22 protein-coding genes are annotated in these 18,564 nt (G+C 39.8%); 10 read left to right on the top strand and 12 right to left on the bottom strand.

Features of this window, described 5'->3' with window-relative positions; translation table 11 throughout:
• Nucleotides 1–348: 348 nt before the first annotated feature.
• The 5 genes from rpmH (at nt 349) to mnmE (ending at nt 4,435) form a co-directional block, all read left to right on the top strand.
• Nucleotides 349–483, top strand: a complete 135-nt coding sequence (gene rpmH, locus RFH42_RS05765; protein WP_000831329.1) for a 50S ribosomal protein L34 — start codon at nt 349–351, stop codon at nt 481–483.
• 31 nt (nt 484–514) lie between these two features.
• Nucleotides 515–907, top strand: a complete 393-nt coding sequence (gene rnpA / locus RFH42_RS05770) for a ribonuclease P protein component (RefSeq protein WP_308974646.1) — start codon at nt 515–517, stop codon at nt 905–907.
• Between the two features lie 9 nt (nt 908–916).
• Entirely contained in the window at nt 917–1,237 is a 321-nt protein-coding gene (yidD, locus tag RFH42_RS05775; protein WP_308974647.1) for a membrane protein insertion efficiency factor YidD, read from the top strand.
• A gap of 5 nt (nt 1,238–1,242) precedes the next feature.
• On the top strand, nt 1,243–2,991 hold the full coding sequence (gene yidC, locus RFH42_RS05780; RefSeq protein WP_308974648.1) for a membrane protein insertase YidC: 1,749 nt from the start codon (nt 1,243–1,245) through the stop codon (nt 2,989–2,991).
• Between the two features lie 79 nt (nt 2,992–3,070).
• Complete coding sequence (mnmE, locus tag RFH42_RS05785) at nt 3,071–4,435, top strand: tRNA uridine-5-carboxymethylaminomethyl(34) synthesis GTPase MnmE (protein WP_308974649.1); 1,365 nt, start codon at nt 3,071–3,073, stop codon at nt 4,433–4,435.
• Nucleotides 4,436–4,528: 93 nt separating this feature from the next.
• Here mnmE and RFH42_RS05790 read toward each other — a convergent pair whose 3' ends face one another.
• Nucleotides 4,529–5,089 carry a GNAT family N-acetyltransferase gene (locus tag RFH42_RS05790; protein ID WP_308974650.1) on the bottom strand — a complete coding sequence of 187 codons (561 nt, stop codon included), beginning with the start codon at nt 5,087–5,089 and terminating at the stop codon, nt 4,529–4,531.
• A 198-nt stretch (nt 5,090–5,287) separates the two neighbouring features.
• On the opposite strand from RFH42_RS05790, the gene RFH42_RS05795 reads away from it, so the two are divergent.
• Nucleotides 5,288–6,127, top strand: coding sequence for a helix-turn-helix domain-containing protein (locus tag RFH42_RS05795; protein WP_308974651.1), 840 nt, complete (start codon nt 5,288–5,290; stop codon nt 6,125–6,127).
• Nucleotides 6,128–6,131: 4 nt separating this feature from the next.
• Here the strand turns inward: RFH42_RS05795 and RFH42_RS05800 are convergent, their stop codons facing one another.
• The 5 genes from RFH42_RS05800 to RFH42_RS05820 all read right to left on the bottom strand — a co-directional run bounded on the left by RFH42_RS05800 (nt 6,132) and on the right by RFH42_RS05820 (nt 8,885).
• Entirely contained in the window at nt 6,132–6,452 is a 321-nt protein-coding gene (locus tag RFH42_RS05800; protein ID WP_308974652.1) for an AzlD domain-containing protein, read from the bottom strand.
• Complete coding sequence (locus RFH42_RS05805) at nt 6,449–7,090, bottom strand: AzlC family ABC transporter permease (RefSeq protein ID WP_308974653.1); 642 nt, start codon at nt 7,088–7,090, stop codon at nt 6,449–6,451. Before RFH42_RS05805 ends, RFH42_RS05800 begins: the two co-directional genes overlap by 4 nt.
• Before the next feature lie 133 nt (nt 7,091–7,223).
• Nucleotides 7,224–8,048, bottom strand: coding sequence for an AraC family transcriptional regulator (locus RFH42_RS05810; RefSeq protein WP_308974839.1), 825 nt, complete (start codon nt 8,046–8,048; stop codon nt 7,224–7,226).
• A gap of 84 nt (nt 8,049–8,132) precedes the next feature.
• Nucleotides 8,133–8,537 carry a hypothetical protein gene (locus RFH42_RS05815; protein ID WP_308974654.1) on the bottom strand — a complete coding sequence of 135 codons (405 nt, stop codon included), beginning with the start codon at nt 8,535–8,537 and terminating at the stop codon, nt 8,133–8,135.
• Between the two features lie 81 nt (nt 8,538–8,618).
• A complete protein-coding gene (locus RFH42_RS05820; RefSeq protein ID WP_308974655.1) occupies nt 8,619–8,885 on the bottom strand; it encodes a metal/formaldehyde-sensitive transcriptional repressor in 267 nt (88 codons plus the stop codon).
• Between the two features lie 88 nt (nt 8,886–8,973).
• Between RFH42_RS05820 and dmeF the strand changes: the two genes are divergently transcribed.
• Together dmeF and RFH42_RS05830 are read left to right on the top strand one after the other, a co-directional pair.
• On the top strand, nt 8,974–9,987 hold the full coding sequence (gene dmeF / locus RFH42_RS05825; protein ID WP_308974656.1) for a CDF family Co(II)/Ni(II) efflux transporter DmeF: 1,014 nt from the start codon (nt 8,974–8,976) through the stop codon (nt 9,985–9,987).
• Between the two features lie 74 nt (nt 9,988–10,061).
• Entirely contained in the window at nt 10,062–10,763 is a 702-nt protein-coding gene (locus RFH42_RS05830; RefSeq protein ID WP_308974840.1) for a DsbC family protein, read from the top strand.
• A gap of 97 nt (nt 10,764–10,860) precedes the next feature.
• Here RFH42_RS05830 and RFH42_RS05835 read toward each other — a convergent pair whose 3' ends face one another.
• The 3 genes from RFH42_RS05835 to guaD form a co-directional block, all read right to left on the bottom strand.
• The gene (locus RFH42_RS05835) at nt 10,861–11,112 is read right to left on the bottom strand and encodes a GlsB/YeaQ/YmgE family stress response membrane protein (RefSeq protein WP_308974657.1); all 252 of its coding nucleotides are present in this window, start codon (nt 11,110–11,112) and stop codon (nt 10,861–10,863) included.
• A gap of 187 nt (nt 11,113–11,299) precedes the next feature.
• Complete coding sequence (hpt, locus tag RFH42_RS05840; RefSeq protein WP_308974658.1) at nt 11,300–11,827, bottom strand: hypoxanthine phosphoribosyltransferase; 528 nt, start codon at nt 11,825–11,827, stop codon at nt 11,300–11,302.
• A 198-nt stretch (nt 11,828–12,025) separates the two neighbouring features.
• Nucleotides 12,026–13,354 (bottom strand): guanine deaminase, encoded by a 1,329-nt coding sequence (gene guaD / locus RFH42_RS05845; protein WP_308974659.1) that lies wholly within the window; start codon nt 13,352–13,354, stop codon nt 12,026–12,028.
• Nucleotides 13,355–13,438: 84 nt separating this feature from the next.
• Here guaD and RFH42_RS05850 point away from each other — a divergent pair, with 84 nt between their 5' ends.
• Nucleotides 13,439–14,062 carry a nucleotidyltransferase family protein gene (locus tag RFH42_RS05850; protein ID WP_308974660.1) on the top strand — a complete coding sequence of 208 codons (624 nt, stop codon included), beginning with the start codon at nt 13,439–13,441 and terminating at the stop codon, nt 14,060–14,062.
• A gap of 27 nt (nt 14,063–14,089) precedes the next feature.
• Here RFH42_RS05850 and RFH42_RS05855 read toward each other — a convergent pair whose 3' ends face one another.
• Both RFH42_RS05855 and RFH42_RS05860 read right to left on the bottom strand, forming a co-directional pair.
• On the bottom strand, nt 14,090–15,055 hold the full coding sequence (locus RFH42_RS05855) for a TerC family protein (RefSeq protein ID WP_308974661.1): 966 nt from the start codon (nt 15,053–15,055) through the stop codon (nt 14,090–14,092).
• Nucleotides 15,056–15,364: 309 nt separating this feature from the next.
• A complete protein-coding gene (locus RFH42_RS05860) occupies nt 15,365–16,543 on the bottom strand; it encodes a sugar transporter (protein WP_308974662.1) in 1,179 nt (392 codons plus the stop codon).
• A 168-nt stretch (nt 16,544–16,711) separates the two neighbouring features.
• Here RFH42_RS05860 and RFH42_RS05865 point away from each other — a divergent pair, with 168 nt between their 5' ends.
• Nucleotides 16,712–16,996: a GNAT family N-acetyltransferase gene (locus tag RFH42_RS05865; RefSeq protein ID WP_308974841.1), complete on the top strand. Its 285-nt coding sequence runs from the start codon at nt 16,712–16,714 to the stop codon at nt 16,994–16,996.
• 50 nt (nt 16,997–17,046) lie between these two features.
• On the opposite strand, the gene mpl is transcribed toward RFH42_RS05865, so the two are convergent.
• Nucleotides 17,047–18,417, bottom strand: a complete 1,371-nt coding sequence (mpl, locus tag RFH42_RS05870; RefSeq protein ID WP_308974663.1) for a UDP-N-acetylmuramate:L-alanyl-gamma-D-glutamyl-meso-diaminopimelate ligase — start codon at nt 18,415–18,417, stop codon at nt 17,047–17,049.
• Nucleotides 18,418–18,564 lie beyond the last annotated feature (147 nt).

Consider the following 18,564-nt stretch of genomic DNA (forward strand, 5'->3'; position numbering starts at 1 on the left):
AAGAAACCAACTTTCTGTGGATAACTCAGATGCAAACTTTAAATTCAAAATTAAATTTAAAAACAATGAAATTATCTGATCTTATTCACAACTGTTGTGTATAACCCTATTGATAAGCTTGGGGGTAAGTTTGGTTTGCACTATAAAACAAATGGTTAGCATGTGTATAGTGTTTTAAGACAATCGACTTTTAAATTTTTGATGATTTTTCCTTAAATTTTACTTTTAACGAAAATATGAATAAAAAAGGCATTTATTAGTAGCTAAAAAGCGGTTTTGGTTGACAGAACAAACAATGCGCAATAAAATCGCGAACCTTTATAGAATTGATCATTTGGGAGTTTCGATATGAAACGTACATTTCAACCGTCTGAATTAAAGCGTAAGCGTGTTCATGGTTTTCGTGCTCGTATGGCTACTAAAGCTGGTCGTCAAGTATTAGCTCGCCGTCGTGCAAAAGGTCGTCATAGCTTAACTGTTTAATTAAACAGTTAAGTTTTGCGTCTTGGGTGTTATGCCACTTTATTGTTTCGGTACAGATAAGCGTTTGCGCTGTGCCGCGGACTTCAAAGGTGTATTTGATGGTGCGCTTTTAAAAGTGCATCAACCCCATTTTTTATTTCTTGCAACGATCAATAAACAACCAAACAGCCGTTTGGGTTTAGTTGTCGCCAAGAAAAAAGTGCGCCGTGCACATGAAAGAAATCGAATAAAACGTCTGGCTCGCGAAAGTTTTCGTTTGCATCAACAACACATTGATATGCTAGATATTGTGGTCATGCCAAAAATGGGAATAGAAGCTATTTCCAATGCTGAGTTACATCAGCAGTTACAAATGGCGTGGTTAAAATTACAGCGACTTGCTAAAAAGCACCATAATATAGCTACTTCTTTACCCAACAATTAGGGTCGACCAATGGTTCGTATTTTGCATTGGCTCATTCGCTTTTATCAAATCGTGATTAGTCCACAATTAGGACCACGTTGTCGTTATATCCCGACCTGTTCTCAATATTCATTAGAAGCAATTCAGATTCATGGTGCTGCTAAAGGAAGTTGGCTTGCTACTAAGCGCCTGTGTCGTTGTCATCCTTGGGGGGGATCTGGTTATGATCCTGTACCTCAAAAAGCAATTCGTTTTATTTCATTTAAGCAAATAGATTCTCAAACGCTTCATGTTACTGTACCCTTGCGTGAACGTTTTTCGAACCAAAATCACTCTAACCATTTGGGGTAATGAACATGCAACAATGGGCCAGGTTTGCGATCCTCGGGGCCATGCTAGTCACCGCATATTTGCTCATATTGGCTTGGCAAAAAGATTATGGTCATGACAGTAACAAGAAAGTTGAAACGCCAGCTGCCGTTGTTGCTCATGATGTATCTGCCGATCTGCCAAATGCGCAATCACCTGCTGCGAATAGCGATATCCCTCAAGCAAATATAGCTGCGCAACCAAATACAGCTGCACCAACTGCAGCCACTCAACAGCTCATCTCTGTAGAGACTGACCTTTATCATCTTTGGATTAATCCTAAAGGTGGTGATATTGTACGCATTGAATTATTAACACACGACAAAAGTAAAGATAGTGAACATCCACAACCTTTTGTCATGCTTGAAAGTGATCCACAACGTACTTACGTCGCACAATCTGGCTTAATTGGTTTAAATGGACCAGATGGTAGCCGTGCAGGTCGTCCGAATTTTGAAGTTGAAAAAACTAACTTCAGTCTTGCTGATGCAAAAGCGCAGAAAGATAAAGATGGTAAAGATGTTAAGGTTTTAACCGTACCAATGGTCTATAAGACTGCTGATGGTGTTGAAATCATTAAGAGCTTTAAATTCACCTCTGGTGCTTATCCAATTAATGTGAGTTATCAAGTCCTTAACCGTAGTACTCAACCTTGGCAAGGGCAAATGTTTGGTCAAATCAAACGTGATAACTCTGAAGACCCAGGTAAGTCAGATCAAGGGATCTTTACGTTAGGTACTTTCTTGGGCGGTGCATGGGGAACTCCTGACGAGCACTATAACAAGTTGAAGTTTGATAACTTTAATGAAGAAAAGCTGAATGTAGATACTCAAAAAGGTTGGGTTGCTGTAGTACAGCATTACTTTGTAAGTGCTTGGATTCCAGGTGATTTTGGCAATAAGCCTGTCAAATTGGAATCACGTAAGTCTGCTGATGGTATGAACATTATTGGTTTTACTTCACCAACAATTAATGTGCCTGCAGGTAAAGCAATTACTGTTGATGCAACTTTCTATTCAGGTCCTAAAATTCAATCAGAATTAAAAGACTTAGCTGCTGGTTTAAATCAAACTGTCGACTATGGTTGGTTATGGCCAATCGCTAAGCTTTTATTTATGGGCTTACAATTTTTCCATAACATTGTTGGTAACTGGGGATGGTCAATTATTTTATTGACAATCTTGGTTAAATTAATTTTGTGGCCATTATCATCGAAAAGTTATCGCTCTATGGCGAAAATGCGTGTAATTGCCCCAGAAATGCAACGTATGAAAGAAGAATTCGGTGAAGACCGTATGCGCTTCTCTCAAGAAATGATGGCACTTTATAAGCGTGAGCAAGTTAACCCACTATCTGGTTGTTTGCCACTCTTACTACAAATGCCTATTTTCCTAGCTTTGTATTGGGTATTGATGGAAAGTGTAGAGCTACGTCATGCACCATGGATGTTATGGATTCAGGATTTATCTGCAATGGATCCTTGGTTCATCTTGCCATTATTGATGGGTGTGACCATGTTTGTTCAACAAATGTTGAACCCACAGCCAGCTGATCCAATGCAAGCGAAAGTATTTAAAATCATGCCAATCATGTTTACAGTATTTATGCTGTTCTTCCCTGCTGGCTTAGTTTTATACTGGATCATCAACAACTCGATCACGATTTTACAACAAGGCTTTATTAACAAAAGTGTTGAACGTGACCGTTTGAAAAAAGAATCAACTCCAGCAAATTAGTCTCGACTGAGTAGCTGAATAAATCCGCTTAAGATGGTAATCTTAGGCGGATTTTTTTTATTTGAATTTTGAGATGAACATGAGCACTTTTGCGCCCCAAACCACCATCGCTGCAATTGCGACTCCTCCTGGCCGTGGTGGTGTAGGTGTGATTCGTTTATCTGGACCAAAAGCCTATACAATTGCAGAGACTTTAAGTGGCAAAAAATTAGCCAAGGCGCGTATGGCTGGTTTTCGTCAGTTTTATGATGCCAATGATCAAGTCATGGATGAAGGTTTACTGATTTGTTTTCCTAATCCCAATTCGTTTACTGGTGAAGATGTAGTTGAAATTCAAGGTCATGGTGGACCTGTGATTCAAAATGCTATTTTGGCACGTTTACTTGAACTGGGTGCAATTGCAGCTAAAGCGGGTGAGTTCTCCATGCGCGCTTTTGAAAATGGCAAGATGGATTTAGTGCAAGCCGAAGCGATTGCCGATTTAATCGATGCCACTTCACAAGCTGCGGCACGCTCTGCTGTACGTTCTCTGCAAGGTGCTTTTTCACAAAAGGTCAATCAAGTTTTAGAAAAATTAATTCATTTGCGTTTACATGTAGAGGCAGCAATTGATTTCCCTGAAGAAGAGATCGACTTTCTTGCTGATGGCAAAATTTTGGCATTATTGGAAGAAGTACAGCAGTCTGTGACTCAAGTACAAAGTTCAGCTCGCCAAGGTCAATTATTACGTGAAGGCTTACAAGTGGTGATTGCTGGTAAACCAAATGCAGGTAAATCAAGTTTACTCAACGCATTAGCCGGTGTAGAGCGTGCTATCGTAACGGATATTGCGGGTACGACTCGTGATGTATTACATGAAAAAATTAGTCTAAATGGCATGCCGATAACACTGACAGATACGGCTGGCTTACGTGAAACAGGTGATATTGTTGAACAAGAAGGTATTCGACGTGCAATTAAAGAAATAGAACAAGCGGATCTATTACTTTTGGTCTATGACCTGAGTCAAGGTGAAGATCCACTTACTTTGGCACAGCGTTACTTCGCAGATCATATTGATGCAAAGCGTTTAATTTTGATTGGAAATAAATGTGATTTAAGTGGTGATGTTGCTGGGCTTGGTGATTATCAAGGATTTAGACATAGCTTAGTTTCAGCACAATCACAACAAGGCATTGAAGCGCTCATAGAGACGATTACAGCGCATGCAGGCTTTCACCCTGAGGAAGACACCTTTATTGCGCGTACACGTCATCTCGACGCAATGAAGCGCACTCAGCGCTATTTAGCAGAGGCCCATGAGCAGTTAACAGTTTTTCATGCTGGGGAATTGGTTGCTGAGTCCTTACGTTTAGCCCAAAATGCTTTGGGAGAAATCACGGGTGACTTTAGTGCTGATGATTTGCTTGGTAAGATTTTTGGTTCATTCTGTATTGGCAAGTGAGATCATCTACATTTGCCCATGTGGTCTAAGCTATTGAGATGCTACTCAATGGGCAAATGTAGATAAAGTTTAGCACTAGATTAAATACAGCACTTAGGCATGAGAACTATAGAGTGCTTGCCATGTGGCTTGATCGATACAACTCAAATGTTCAATGCGATGTTCATTTATGAGTTCAAAATACTGTAAGCCAGTGCTGTGATCATAGCGAAAACCACATTTTTCCTGTGCGATTTTAGATTGCATGTTGCCATCAAAGTAACCACACCAAAGTTGTGTTAATGACAGATCTTGAAAAGCATAGCGCATGACTTCTCGTATTGCCTCAGGAATCAATCCCTTGCCCCAGTGTGGTACACCAATCCAGTAGGCAAGCTCTCCTTCATGTGCTGGTAAGTCAAAATTACTTGCTTGACCAACGAGTAAGCCAATACATCCAACCACTTGCCCTGTTTCTTTGAGTTCAACAGCAAAAACATACTCTTGTTGAAATACATTTTTAATGATTTCTGCACTTTCTTCTACACTTTGGTGTACTGGCCAACCTGCGATAGGACCAACACGTGGGTCTTTGGCATATAAATATAAATCCTCAGCATCGGTGAGTTGCCAAGCACGTAAAACCATACGTTCGGTGGTTAATATTTGTGACATCGTTAATATTCTCGATAAGGTAATTATGAAGATCTAGTTCAATCTAGATCACTACATTGTTGTGGGGAACGTATGTATTGTAGGTTTAGCTTTTACGCTGGAGTGAGAGCAAAAACTGGGTATAATCGGTGATTATGAAAAGAAATTGATATTTTAAAGGATATAAAGAAGGATTAATCCGTCAATATGGAAAGTAATATGTCAGCGATTTTACAGCAGATGTCACAAGACCATGCTGCAATCGTACTTGGGCAGAGTCAGTTTGAAGAAAGTCTTGGCTACCCATTACCTTTAAGTTATTTAGTGATTTTAATTTGTCACCAAGGCTATGCATCAATCAATATTGATATGCAGACTTATAGTATTAAAGCGCATGATATTGTGGTGTTATCTGAGGATTCCTTTGCCTTGGTATTAAAAAAATCAAGGCAATTTAAAGTAACGTATTGCTTGATTGATCGTAGTTTGGCTGCAGATATTGCTTTTCAGCTCCCACACCAATTATTTTCATTCGTACATGATGTACCGCGACTTCGAATTGATCAGATGCATTATCATTGGCTTAATCTCTGGTTACAGCAGTGTAATCTGATTGACCAAGAGGCCCATGCCTATCGGATGTTAATGCTTAAAAACCATCTACAGAATTTTTTTCTACAGATTACCGCGCATATGCCAACCGCACTACAGCGGAAGGAACAGCAATTTAGTCGTCAAGAGCAGCTATGTTGGCGGTTTTGGAAACTGTTACAACAACAGAGTAAACAACAACGTAGCGTGAGCTACTATGCGCAGCAGTTAGCTATAACCCCCTTTTATCTTTCACAAATTTGTAAGGTAATTTTTAACGATTCACCCAAAGATTTGATCTATCGTCAGGTTATTTTAGAAATAAAAGCATTACTTAGTACCACTGAAAATAGTATTGAACGCATTGCAGAACAGATGAACTTTGATGATCCATCTTATTTAAATCGTTTTTTTAAGCGTCAAACGGGCTTATCACTTAGTCAATATCGTAAACAACAAGGGGTATAACACCTTAGTTGGCAAAGACCCAGTAAAACAAGAGATAAAAGATAATAAAGCCAAAAATAGCACTCGCAAGTAAATGTTTAGTGGTTAAATAAAATACACTGGTGGCGAGTGCTGCATATAGATAAGCATTATTAAATAAGGGTCTAAACTGCTGTGCATCATAAAAAATTACAGGAACACACATTGCAGTAAGCAGACACGGTGCTGAATAGTGCAACATACGTTGTATTGGGTGCGGTAGTTTCAGACCAATTCGAGGTTCAAGAAAAAGATAACGGTTAAAAAATACCAGTATGCTCATCGCAACAATGACAATCCAACTCATGATTTTTTCCCTTGTATGTATTCTAAACTCAAGGCACTTAACATGCCGATTGCAGCAGCAATGAGTAAGCCTGATTGAATTTGAAAAGCTTTGAGTGTCAAACTTGCTATGACAGTGCTAGAGATAGCAACAATGGTGGTAAGGTTACGAGTGAGTGCCAAAATCATCGGAATGAAAATCGCAACCACTGAGAAATCTAGAGGGTAATGCTGAAAGTCAGTGATGATTTGTGCAAATACAATGCCGATAGCACTAGAAAACACCCAAAACAAGTAAAAACATAGACCTGAACCGAATAAGTAGGTCATATGGTATTGTTTATGGGTAACAGCTAAGGCAAATTGTTCATCTGTAAGTAAAAAAGCTTGTGCTAGACGAACATACCAATCTTGGGTGGCAATGGAATCACGTAAATGTAAGGCATAGATCAGGTGCTGTGTTGTAGTGAAATACACTGTAACTAAGATAGTCAGTACGCTTGCCCCAGCCATGACCAACCCTAAACTGACTAATTGCGCCGTTCCAGCAAAAACCAATGCAGACATTGCCAATGCTTTGTACCAAGATAAGCCTGCGTGTATCGCCATTGAGCCGGCCAAAATGCCCCAAGGGATTACTGCAATAGAAAGAGGCAGCATTTCGACTGCTCCTCTAAAAAAAAGTCGTTGTTGCATCTATGACCAACTTAAATGAAGAAGGCAAATAGTATGGTCAGGGATAATGTGTTTGACTTGTACAATCTTGCTTAATGCAATGTGACCGAGTTATGTCTTAATGCGTTAAACCATTGCAGTATTGATGTGGTGTGATGCCCATTGCACGTTTGAAGTGGCGATTGAAATGACTTTGGTCTGAAAAACCGCATGCATGGGCAACATGGCTTAAGGGATGACCATATTTGAGTTGTGTTCTGGCATGTTGTAAACGAACTTGTATGAGCCAATGGTGTGGGGTAAGTCCAATATATTTTTTAAATTGACGAAGAAAATGCCAAGGGCTTAGGCCAACAAATGTGGCCAGCTCTTGCAAAGAAATATCTTGGGTATAATGTGCTGCAATATAATCTTTGGCCATAAGAATATTGCGTTGGGCGCCTAATAGCGTGTGTTGTTTGTTTGCGTGGCGTGCATGACATTGGATTAAATAGGCCAATGTTGATAGGTACAATGTCTCTTTGAGTAGTAGATCATGATCTTGTTCAAGCAAATTAAGCAATAATGAAAATTGCTGAGCGAGGCCAACGTCATGAACCACCGCATGGGGAAACCATGGTGCAGTACCCTGTTCACCCTGCATTCCTTGAGTGAGTTGAGCCAGAACTTCAGGCGTTGGATAAATCGCACGATAACGCCAACCCGATTCTACTGCAGAGGAACCAGTATGAATCTCATCAGCATTGACTAATATCAAATCGCCTTTGGGAGCGATGTGCCGTTGACCATTACGGTTAAAGGCTTGTGCGCCGTCTTCGATAATGCCAATGCAATAGCCTTCATGTACATGTTTGGAAAATTGCATGTGTTGATAACGTGCTTTAAGAAGCTCTAAACCACCCAGCTCTTGCAAATGTTTGTAGTCCGCAAATTCAGTTTTTATTGTTTCACCCTCCAAGCCCCATGTGTTTGAGTGTAAAGCGAATATAATGGTGGTATAGAACAAAATTGCTGTTTTTTAGGGGAGTTAAAAATATTGTCTAAATTTATATAATAACAAAGTACAAAGCAGCCCCATTAGGCCACAGAAACTGAGTACCCCTACATTAAAACCACCCCAGTCTGCAAGAAAGCCCACCATAACAATAGGCACAATGCTGCCCCAATAGGCGATAAAAAGATAAGTTGCGATTACAGCAGCACGGTTTTCTGCTTGGGTCATGTGATGTATAAGAGAAAAAGCACCCATTAAACATAGTCCATGTCCCATTCCTGCTGCCAATACACTCATAAAGAACACATAAGTCCAGTGTAAGCTCAAGCAGATACTGAGCAAGACCGAGCTCAGGAGCAGCATGATTAGACCATATTGAAGACTACGCTGCATTGCTAAATTTTTAGCGAAAAATTGTACCAAAACTGAGGCAGCCAAGATTGCACTTACGGTTAAACCACTTATTAGTGGAGCATGCCAAGTGTTGAAACACTTACAGAATGACGTGATTTTTACACATTAATTATAACGTTTAAAAAGTTTAAGAAATTCCTCAAGTTGTTGCTGATCAACCGCATTGGGATCGGTAATCACATGATGTTGTAGATGCATTTCAATCAATTCATTCATTAAACCATTAAGCGCGCCTTTTATCGCTGCAACTTGCTGTAAAACATCAATACATTGATGTTGTTCTTGTAATAACGACTCTTCAACAGCTCGCAATTGCCCTTGTAAGCGTTTGACACGATTTAATATTTTTTTGTCTTGATGTAAATGTCCCATGATATGCCCTCTAAAATATATACTCCCTTATAGTATATTTTAAAATGAGATTGTATACTCCATGGGAGTATATTTAAGGCTCATGATTATGCAATTACGACCACCATCTAGACAACATTCACACCAATTCAATGCTGGTAATTTATTGGCACAAAATAAGATTTTGTATGCCACTTTATTAACTGGTGGCATGATGTTTTTTGAGATATGGGGGGGCTGGATCTTTAACTCGATGGCATTATTGGCAGATGGTTGGCATATGAGTTCACATATGCTGGCATTAGGATTGGCCTACATTGCGTATCGTGCTGCCCAGCATTATGCAGATGATCCTCGTTTTAACTTTGGAACATGGAAAATTGAGATTCTTGCAGCTTACAGCAGTGCGATTATCTTATTGATGGTTGCTGCATCGATGATTTTCCAGTCCATAGATCGTTTAATTCATCCGGTGATGATTCACTATCAAGAGGCAATTCCAATCGCAATTGCTGGCCTACTGGTCAATTTAATCTGTGCTTGGTTGTTGAAGGATCAACATGATCACCATCACCATCACCATCACCATCACCATCACCATCACCATCATTCGCATGAACATAATCACGATCATCAACAGCATGCACCACACACCGATTTAAACCAAAAGGCAGCTTTTTTACACGTTATTGCAGATGCTGTAACTTCTGTACTCGCAATCTTGGCATTATTTGCTGGTAAGTACTTTGGTTGGACTTTTCTTGATGCTCTATTAGGAATTATTGGTGCCATTTTAGTCGCTAAATGGTCTTGGGGGTTAATACGTGAAAGCAGTAAGACCTTGATTGATGCAGAAATGGATGCACCTATCATTCAAGAAATTAAACACGTCATACAGTCTCATCCCGCACAACTACAACTGACCGACTTACATGTATGGAAAGTTGCTCAAAATAAATTTGCTTGTATTTTGGCACTTGAATGTGATGAGAAGGCGTTGAGTGCAGACGATATTCGTGCTTACTTTAACTGTATGCCTTTGATTGTACATTTGTCCGTTGAAATTAATGCTCCTGCCCAATTTAAAATGGTTTCACGTGGAGCAAAGACAACAATGTTATAACGCTAAATTTTTAGTGCTGGATTGAAAAGGGTTTACAATGCTTCCCTGCCCTCATGCTTGAAGTTGCTATGATTATGCTAAAGAAAATGCTGACCTTTGCTTTACTTTTTAGTGCTGCTGGAGTCAGCTTTGCTGATATTAATACCTTAAAAACACGACTGGCACAGCAGTATCCGAATGTTAAAATTACACATCTTCAGCCAACTGAGATGTCTGGTTTATATAGTGCAATCATGGATAATCAGGTTGTATATGTAAATGAGCAAGCACAGCATTTATTTGTCGGCTCGATGATTCGCTTAAAAGATCATCGCAATTTAACGAAGGATTTAGTGATAGAAGCTGGTCGTATTGATGTCAAACAGCTTCCATTACAGGATGCCATTAAAACTGTGAAAGGAAATGGCCAACGCCAATTGGTGGTATTTTCAGATCCGAACTGCCCTTACTGTAAAACTTTAGATCAAAATCTACAGCAATTGAATAACGTCACAATTTATACTTTTCCCTACCCACTTAAAGCACAATCGATTATTCCCTCTAAACAAGTGTGGTGTTCAAGTAGCCCTGCCTTTGCATGGAGTAATCTAATGCAAAAAGGTATACAACCGAGTGCGGCTGCAAATTGTGCAACACCCATTGAACGTAATTTAGCCCTTGGTGAGCAATTAGGGTTAGTGGGGACTCCTGCAATTATTTTTGCAAATGGCCATAAAGTGATGGGGGCCTATTCTGCTGCAGAGATTGAGCAGTTGTGGAAACAGATGGGCTTATAGTGATATTGGTGAAAAAGCAGTCTTGTTCTAGATAAAAGCCCAGCTCAAATGTGAACTAGGGCTTTTCATTGTGTCTTGAATTTTTGCATTAATCTTTTTAACTCGATTTTGTGAATAACCGATATAAGACCAAAATGAATACAGCTCCAATAATTGAAGCAATGAAGCCAGCAGATGAATCTTCAGCATAGATTCCTAAAAAACGTCCGCCATAGGTTGCAAGTACAGAACCTGCAATACCTAATAAAGTGGTAATCATAAAGCCCGCACGATCATTTCCAGGATGAATAGCACGTGCAATCAGTCCAGCGATAAAGCCCACAACAATAGCAACAATAAGAGCCCACATATGTTTTTTCCTTTTGTTTGTTTGATGACTTTTTTTCTAGGCTAACATGTTCGAACAATTAAATATTGCTGCATTTTTCTTCTTTTTGCGAATAACTACTCAATTTATCTTGTTGTTATTTTGTGAAATGTATCAATAAATTCGCGATAATCATTGTCTATGCAGTGATTATCGCGAGCTAATAATTTTACAAACCGATTTCACCAATAAAAGGTAAATGGCGATATTTCTGATCGTAATCAAGGCCATAACCTACAATAAATCGATCTTCAACTTCAAAACCAAGGAAACGTACATCTAAATCAATTTCGCGACGTGATGGTTTGCTGACCAAAGTACAGAGTTCAATGGAGTTAGGACCACGAGTTCTTAAGACCTCTACGACTTTACTCAGTGTATTACCAGAATCAATGATATCTTCAACAACCAGTACATCTTTACCACGAATTTCACCATCGAGGTCTTTCAAGATTTTTACTTCGCCACTGGAGATAGTTGATCTACCATAGCTAGAGACAGTCATAAAATCGAGTTCATGTGGTTTGGTGATGCAACGGCATAAATCTGCCATAAAAATTACAGAGCCACGAAGTAGACCAATGAGTACGAGCTCTTTGTCACTTTGAGCATAATGTGCATTGATCAGTTCACCGAGTTGTTTGACTTTTGCCTGAATTTCTTCAGTAGAAATCATGACACTCATTTCAACGTTCATGGAGGGGTACCTAAGATTTTATATAAATTAATGTTCTGTTGCGATATAACAGCGTGATGCCACTAATTTTAAAACATATCTGACTGTCACGCATCTTTTTTGCTGAAACTGATACGCTTTGGTTTTTTGGGTTGGTCACCACGCAAGATTAAACTTGCGAGGATGAGGCTGCCCAAGACAAATAATGTTGAGTGAGATTTATTCGGTTTGTTGTTTTTGCTCATAGGCTTTTTGTCCATAGACATAGGTTGCTTGAATATTACGATCATCCCCCATAATCATCAGCGCAAATAGTGAATCTTCAATGTTCTGAGCACGTTGTTGTCTTAAATGTTGTAAAGCAGTGGCATGTAAATCAAGTACCACGAAGTCGGCTTCTTTACCTACATTAAAATTTCCGAGTTTATCGTTCAAATCTAGTGCTTGAGCGGCACCTAAAGTGGCATGGTACAGCGCCTCAAATGCAGATAAAGATTCACCTTGTAGTTGTTGTACTTTGTAGGCCTGATCGAGTGTTTGTAACTGACAAAATGCCGTGCCTGCACCAACGTCTGTTCCGAGTCCAACTTTAACGTGTTTTTCCCAAGTTTTCTTTAATGGAAACAATCCACTACCTAAAAATAGATTAGAGCTTGGGCAATATGCAATTGCTGAATTTGTTTCATGTAAGCATTGCCACTCTTGTTCTTCTAAATGTACACAATGGGCAAAAATAGAACGAGTACCGGTAAGACCATGATGATGATAAACATCCAAATAGTTTTCCTGCTCAGGGAAAAGTGATTTTACCCAAGCAATTTCATTTTTATTTTCACTTAAATGTGTGTGTACATAAACATCAGGATATTCTGCTTTTAACTGCCCTGCTTTAGCCAATTGTTCTTCTGTAGATGTTGGGGCGAAACGAGGTGTAATCGCATATAAATGACGGCCTTTACCGTGCCACTTTTCAATCAGAGCTTTCGATTCAGTGTAGGCACTTTCAGCACTGTCACAAAGTTCCTCTGGAGCATGACGGTCCATGAGAACCTTACCAGCAATTAAACGCATATGATGACATTCAGCTGCTTCGAAAAGCGCATCAACAGATTGCGGATGTACTGTACAAAATACTAGCGCCGTGGTTGTGCCACTTTTTAGCAGTTCATTGACAAAAAACGCAGCGATTTTATCTGCATAGTCTTTATCTTTAAACTGCATTTCAGTTGGAAAGGTATAGGTGTTTAGCCATTCTAAAAGTTGCTCACCATATGCACCAATCATTTCTGTCTGTGGAAAGTGAATATGGCAGTCAATCAATCCTGGAATAATGAGCTGCGTTGGATAATGTTCCACGTGAAGCGTTTCAGGGAGATGTTGCTGTCCTTGTTCCCAAGAACCAAACCAAGTAATTTTTCCATTTTCTGTAATCAGTAATCCATCCTCAATAAAACGGACTTGACTCTTTATATCGTTACTTTGTTGAACCAAAGCTTGTATATCGAGGAAACGGCCACGAATGGCACTTGGTGCAATTACTGCAGACATGAATAGAACCCACTTAATTATTTTTTCAGCTGATTGTACCTGATTTGTGTGACACTATGCTGGATTTCCTGAGAGGTCTTTGTTTTGAATAATCAGTTCAACACAGCACTTGATCGTCTTTCAAGCTCGTATGAGCAAACGCATTTATATGCTATCTTTTGTGAGCTTTTAGCTGCTCAACCTGAATTGATGCACCGCTTAGTTTTTCTACGTGAAGTGAAACCAGATGCTTATTTGGCTGCTGGAGTGATTCGTAATTCAGTGTGGAGTTTATTGCATCAACAAAGCTTCTCCATTAGTGGCACGGAAATAGATGTTGTGTATTTTGATCAAAGTGTAGCAGCAACGTGGCATGAGGAAGAGCAACTGTTAAGTTTAGTATTGCAACAAGCATTTCCTGATAATGATTGGGATGTTGTAAACCAAGCTTATGTACATCATTGGTATAGAACGGAACAAGCAGAAAAAATAACAGCCTATGGCTCACTTGACCAAGCATTGTCTTGTTGGCCTGAAACAGCGACAGCAATTGCAGTTGCCTTAGATGAAAATGATCAACTCAGGGTGGTTGCTCCTTTTGGCGTATCTGATCTCATGCAACTTATTGTGCGTTGGAATAATGCCTTAGTGAGTCAACAAACTTTTTTGCAGCGTGTACAGCAAAAACAGTTTTTAAAGAAATGGCCCAAACTGAAAGTATTCAGTTGAGCCATAGTTAAATACAGTTGTTGTATTTTACGTATTAGTTGAATGGCTGATTTTTCTATGATGACGGATGGATAACCATGCAGTAATTGCTAAAACAATGACAATAAAACTGAGTGAGATCCAGATTGGCATATGGAATACATCAAGTAACAACATTTTTGTACCTATGAATACCAAAATGATACCCAGCCCGTACGGTAAATAATGCATTTTTTCCGCTGCGCCTGCGAGAAGAAAGAACATCGCACGTAAACCTAGAATTGCCATTAGATTAGCAGTTAGAACAATGAACGGGTCACTGGTGACGGCAAAAATTGCAGGGATAGAGTCCACAGCAAAGATGACATCGGATGCCTCAATAAGAATTAACACTAGAAATAAAGGCGTTGCCCAAAGTAAGCCATTTTGACGGACAAAAAAGAGGTTCCCTTCTAGCTTTGGTGTAATACGCATATGTTGACGTAGCCATTTTAGGATACGCATATCTTCGATATTTTCATCCTCATCCTGACCTTTAAAAAACTTGATTCCGGTATAGACCAAGAACGCACCAAAAATATAGAGAACCCAAGAAAACTCTTGTACAAACCATGCACCAATAAAGATGAAGATCGTTCTTAAAACGATGGCACCCAGTACGCCATAGAGTAAGATTTTACGTTGCAATATAGGTGGAATAGCAAAAGCGGAGAAAATCATGAGCCATACAAAGACGTTATCAATTGCAAGAGACTTCTCTAATAGATAACCTGCGATGTATTCCATGGTCTTTTGATTTGCAATTGCAGTGCCCATTGTGTCTTGTAAATAAAGCCATAAAGCACCTGCGAACAGCATTGCTACGCTGACCCAAGCAAGACTCCAGTAGGCAGCAGATTTGATTGAAATGGTTTGATCTTTTTTATTTTTAAAGCCTAAAAAATCGATGCAGAGCATGATTGCAACAATAGTAAAAAATCCAATATATAGCCAAATATTGCCGATTGAATCCATAATGTGATCTCCCACATCCGGCAAATGGTCATAAAAAAACCTTGACCTGTTGCCCGATGTATTAAACATCTGTGTCAACATGATCAAGGTCTTGCCTACATTTCTGTGGAAATGCTCAGATACCGACTCTAAAGAGTGTAATGACGATATTCTGACACATAGCGTATTTTTGCTATGTTTGGGTGAGGCTACTCCCCTTGTACGAATTTGTTTTTTGAAAATAAAACATTTCCAAAATATGCGCAAAGGATTACATATTTATTGGCGGAGTGCAAATGATTCTTAGCAAATTATATTATGTATACATGTTTAAACACGGCGCTGTAAATACACTAAATAGATGGCCAAAAGGGTTCCACACGCAGCAATGATCGCAGCGATCCAGCCGATCGATTTAAGCCCAAGATCATGAGCGATCAGCGCGCCTAAGAGTGCCCCTCCCCCGATCCCGACATTATAAAGTGCAGAGAAGATGGCCATAGCCACATCAGTTGCATCCGAAGATAAATCCAAGATCTTAGAACGTAAGGCTAAGCTGAGGCTAATCATGGTCATCCCCCAAAATAAGCCGAGCCCTGTAAAGGCATAAATATTTTGGCTAAGCGGTAAAAATAACAACATGGCAAGGGTCAGGCTTAAGCAACTCATGGGAATGACTAAGCTTGGAAAGCGCGGTGCAAGTAAACCAAACAAATAAGAACCGAGAAAACCCGCAGCACCATAGATAAATAAAAATTGTGTAGTTTGGGTCGAGGTAAATTGTGCAACTTGTAAACTAAAGGGCTCAATATAACTATAAACAATGAATTGTGCCGTGACGGTCAATACAGTTAAAGCAAAAGCAGCTAATAACGCTGGACGTTGTAGAAACAGTTTGAGACTGTGTAAGTTACCACTATTTTGACTTGGAAGTTTGGGGAGTGTTTTCGCAAGTATTAGACAAACAACAACAGCACTTAAACCAATCAGGGCAAAACTGCTGCGCCAGCCTGAGTATTCACCAATCAGACGCCCCAGGGGGATACCTAGAACCATCGCCATGGCTGTACCTGTTGATAATAGGCCTAAGGCTTGAAACTGTTTACCAGGTGGAGCCACACGTACCGCTAAAGATGCTGTAATGGACCAAAATAAAGCATGAGCGAGAGCAATAGCGATACGGCTCATTAACAGGATGGAAAAATTCCAAGCAAAATAAGATAAAGCATGGCCTAAGATAAATAAGACAAACAACGCCAATAATAAAAAACGTCGTTCAATATTTTTACTCCATAGCATTAAGGGCAAGGACATCACAGCAACAACCCAAGCATAGACCGTAATCATTACTCCAACTTGTGTGCTGTGGAGTTGAAAACTACGACCAATATCGCTCAGTAGTGCGACAGGTACAAATTCGGTGGTATTTACAATAAATGCTGCACAAGCTAAGGCAATGACTGCCATCCATTGTTGTGCTGTCCTTGGCTGATGGATCTCACGGCTCATGAAGTATATGTCAATAAAAATAACAGGGTCAGTGTAGAGTGATGCTTGGTTTCTGTTAAGGTCTTTATATTGATTTAACAATACTTTTTATCAATATGATTGTTTTGAAAAGCAGCGAGTAGTTTGTTAGAGTGCAAAAAGGACAATATAAAAAAGGTCATTATAATGATGCAATTCCAACATGAAGATCATGCAGAGTACGGTCTATTTTTTCTCAATAATGCAGCTGGTCAACGTATCGCAGAAATTCGCTATCAGTGGGCTGAACCTCATCGAATTATTGCTGATCATACTTGGGTGGATGATAGTTTGCGTGGTCAAGGCGTCGCAAGAAAACTACTCGATGTTTTGGTTGAGTTTGCGCGTGAAAGACAGTTAAAAATTACCGCGACATGTTCTTATGTAGTGACGATGTTTCAACGGGATCAGAGTCTTGCAGATGTGATTGCTTAGTGATTGAGTGCCCTCTCTACATGTTGTTGTACAGAGGGTTAATATTAAATTTATGCTTTAGTTTGTAAAGCTTGGACGAGTTTTTGATGTAAGCCACCAAAACCACCATTTGACATAATTACAACAGCGTCTCCAGCTTGGGCCTTCGTTACGATTGTGTTGATGATATCGTCAAGTTGGCGTGCAATACTGGCTGAGTTTGTTGCAGCATCTACAACAGGTTGCAAATCCCAGTCTAAACCTTCAGGCTGATACCAAATAACATGGTCTGCTAAACGTGCTGAATGAGCCAGTTCTGCTTTATGACTGCCCATACGCATGGTATTTGAACGAGGTTCAATAATCGCCCAAAGTTTACGTTGTTGTAGGCGTTTACGTGCCCCATCTAAAGTTGTATCAATTGCAGTTGGATGATGAGCAAAGTCATCATAAACCTCGATACCTGCAATAGTACCAAGTAACTCCATACGACGTTTTACCCCACCAAAATGAGACAAGGCTGTACAGGCATCAGCAATGGATACACCAACATGCTCAGCAGCAGCAATTGTGGCTAGAGCATTGGCAACACTATGTTCGCCAGTCATATTCCATTGAACTTCACCTTGAACATTGCCGTTATGTAAAACTTTAAAGTGTGTACCATCAATAGCAATTAATTCTGCGCTCAGTTCTGCTTTATTATTTGGGCCAATACTGGTACGTAATACGGGTGTCCAACAGCCCATATCGAGCACTTCATCGATATGCGTTTCGGTGATTGGTGCAATAATGCGTCCTTGGCTTGGAATTGTACGGACGAGGTGATGGAATTGTTTTTGAATTGCAGCCAAATCATCGAAGATATCTGCATGATCAAATTCAAGATTATTTAAGATAGCTGTTTTAGGATGGTAATGTACAAACTTGGAGCGTTTATCGAAAAATGCAGAGTCATACTCATCAGCTTCAACAACAAAGTACTTGCCTGATCCCAAACGCGCACTTTGGCTAAAGCCTAATGGTACACCACCAATTAAAAATCCTGGTGCTAATCCTGCTTGATCAAGTACCCAAGCAAGCATAGTCGTAGTGGTGGTTTTACCATGAGTACCTGCTACACCCAGTACATGCTTGCCCTGTAATACATGATCTGCTAGAAATTGTGGACCCGAGGTATAGGCTAAACCTTGATCGAGCATATATTCAATCGCATCGATGCCGCGTTTCATGGCATTACCAACGATGACTAAATCGGGGTGCGGTTGCAGATGGCTACGATCATAGCCTTGCATGAGGGTGATACCTGCATTTTCCAGTTGTGTGGACATCGGTGGATAAACGTTTTGGTCTGATCCTGTCACGGTATGACCTAGGTCGCGTGCCAATAACGCTAAAGATCCCATAAAGGTGCCACAAATACCTAAGATATGCAGATGCATACTTCATACTCCACTACTTTTATAGACACAGCACTTTGTTTTTGTGATGTTGTCGTATTTAATTGAAATTGCAGCAACGATAGCAAGGCTATTGCTGAAAAGAAAGCTGTTCTTGTATATGAGAATAGAAAAAATTAACTAAACTAG

The sequence above is a fragment of the Acinetobacter rudis genome (genome assembly GCF_031157835.1).
Taxonomy (GTDB): domain Bacteria; phylum Pseudomonadota; class Gammaproteobacteria; order Pseudomonadales; family Moraxellaceae; genus Acinetobacter; species Acinetobacter rudis_A.

What these genes read in the sequence shown, in the direction of transcription:
- RFH42_RS05820 (WP_308974655.1), bottom strand. Translation starts at nt 8,885, where the DNA reads ATGGGACATTTACATCAAGACAAAAAAATATTAAATCGTGTCAAACGC.
- yidD (WP_308974647.1), top strand. Translation starts at nt 917, where the DNA reads ATGGTTCGTATTTTGCATTGGCTCATTCGCTTTTATCAAATCGTGATT.
- mnmE (WP_308974649.1), top strand. Translation starts at nt 3,071, where the DNA reads ATGAGCACTTTTGCGCCCCAAACCACCATCGCTGCAATTGCGACTCCT.
- yidC (WP_308974648.1), top strand. Translation starts at nt 1,243, where the DNA reads ATGCAACAATGGGCCAGGTTTGCGATCCTCGGGGCCATGCTAGTCACC.
- RFH42_RS05800 (WP_308974652.1), bottom strand. Translation starts at nt 6,452, where the DNA reads ATGAGTTGGATTGTCATTGTTGCGATGAGCATACTGGTATTTTTTAAC.
- mpl (WP_308974663.1), bottom strand. Translation starts at nt 18,417, where the DNA reads ATGCATCTGCATATCTTAGGTATTTGTGGCACCTTTATGGGATCTTTA.
- RFH42_RS05855 (WP_308974661.1), bottom strand. Translation starts at nt 15,055, where the DNA reads ATGGATTCAATCGGCAATATTTGGCTATATATTGGATTTTTTACTATT.
- dmeF (WP_308974656.1), top strand. Translation starts at nt 8,974, where the DNA reads ATGCAATTACGACCACCATCTAGACAACATTCACACCAATTCAATGCT.
- RFH42_RS05865 (WP_308974841.1), top strand. Translation starts at nt 16,712, where the DNA reads ATGCAATTCCAACATGAAGATCATGCAGAGTACGGTCTATTTTTTCTC.
- RFH42_RS05805 (WP_308974653.1), bottom strand. Translation starts at nt 7,090, where the DNA reads ATGCTGCCTCTTTCTATTGCAGTAATCCCTTGGGGCATTTTGGCCGGC.
- RFH42_RS05860 (WP_308974662.1), bottom strand. Translation starts at nt 16,543, where the DNA reads ATGAGCCGTGAGATCCATCAGCCAAGGACAGCACAACAATGGATGGCA.
- hpt (WP_308974658.1), bottom strand. Translation starts at nt 11,827, where the DNA reads ATGAACGTTGAAATGAGTGTCATGATTTCTACTGAAGAAATTCAGGCA.
- rnpA (WP_308974646.1), top strand. Translation starts at nt 515, where the DNA reads ATGCCACTTTATTGTTTCGGTACAGATAAGCGTTTGCGCTGTGCCGCG.
- RFH42_RS05795 (WP_308974651.1), top strand. Translation starts at nt 5,288, where the DNA reads ATGTCAGCGATTTTACAGCAGATGTCACAAGACCATGCTGCAATCGTA.
- guaD (WP_308974659.1), bottom strand. Translation starts at nt 13,354, where the DNA reads ATGTCTGCAGTAATTGCACCAAGTGCCATTCGTGGCCGTTTCCTCGAT.
- rpmH (WP_000831329.1), top strand. Translation starts at nt 349, where the DNA reads ATGAAACGTACATTTCAACCGTCTGAATTAAAGCGTAAGCGTGTTCAT.
- RFH42_RS05830 (WP_308974840.1), top strand. Translation starts at nt 10,062, where the DNA reads ATGCTAAAGAAAATGCTGACCTTTGCTTTACTTTTTAGTGCTGCTGGA.
- RFH42_RS05835 (WP_308974657.1), bottom strand. Translation starts at nt 11,112, where the DNA reads ATGTGGGCTCTTATTGTTGCTATTGTTGTGGGCTTTATCGCTGGACTG.
- RFH42_RS05790 (WP_308974650.1), bottom strand. Translation starts at nt 5,089, where the DNA reads ATGTCACAAATATTAACCACCGAACGTATGGTTTTACGTGCTTGGCAA.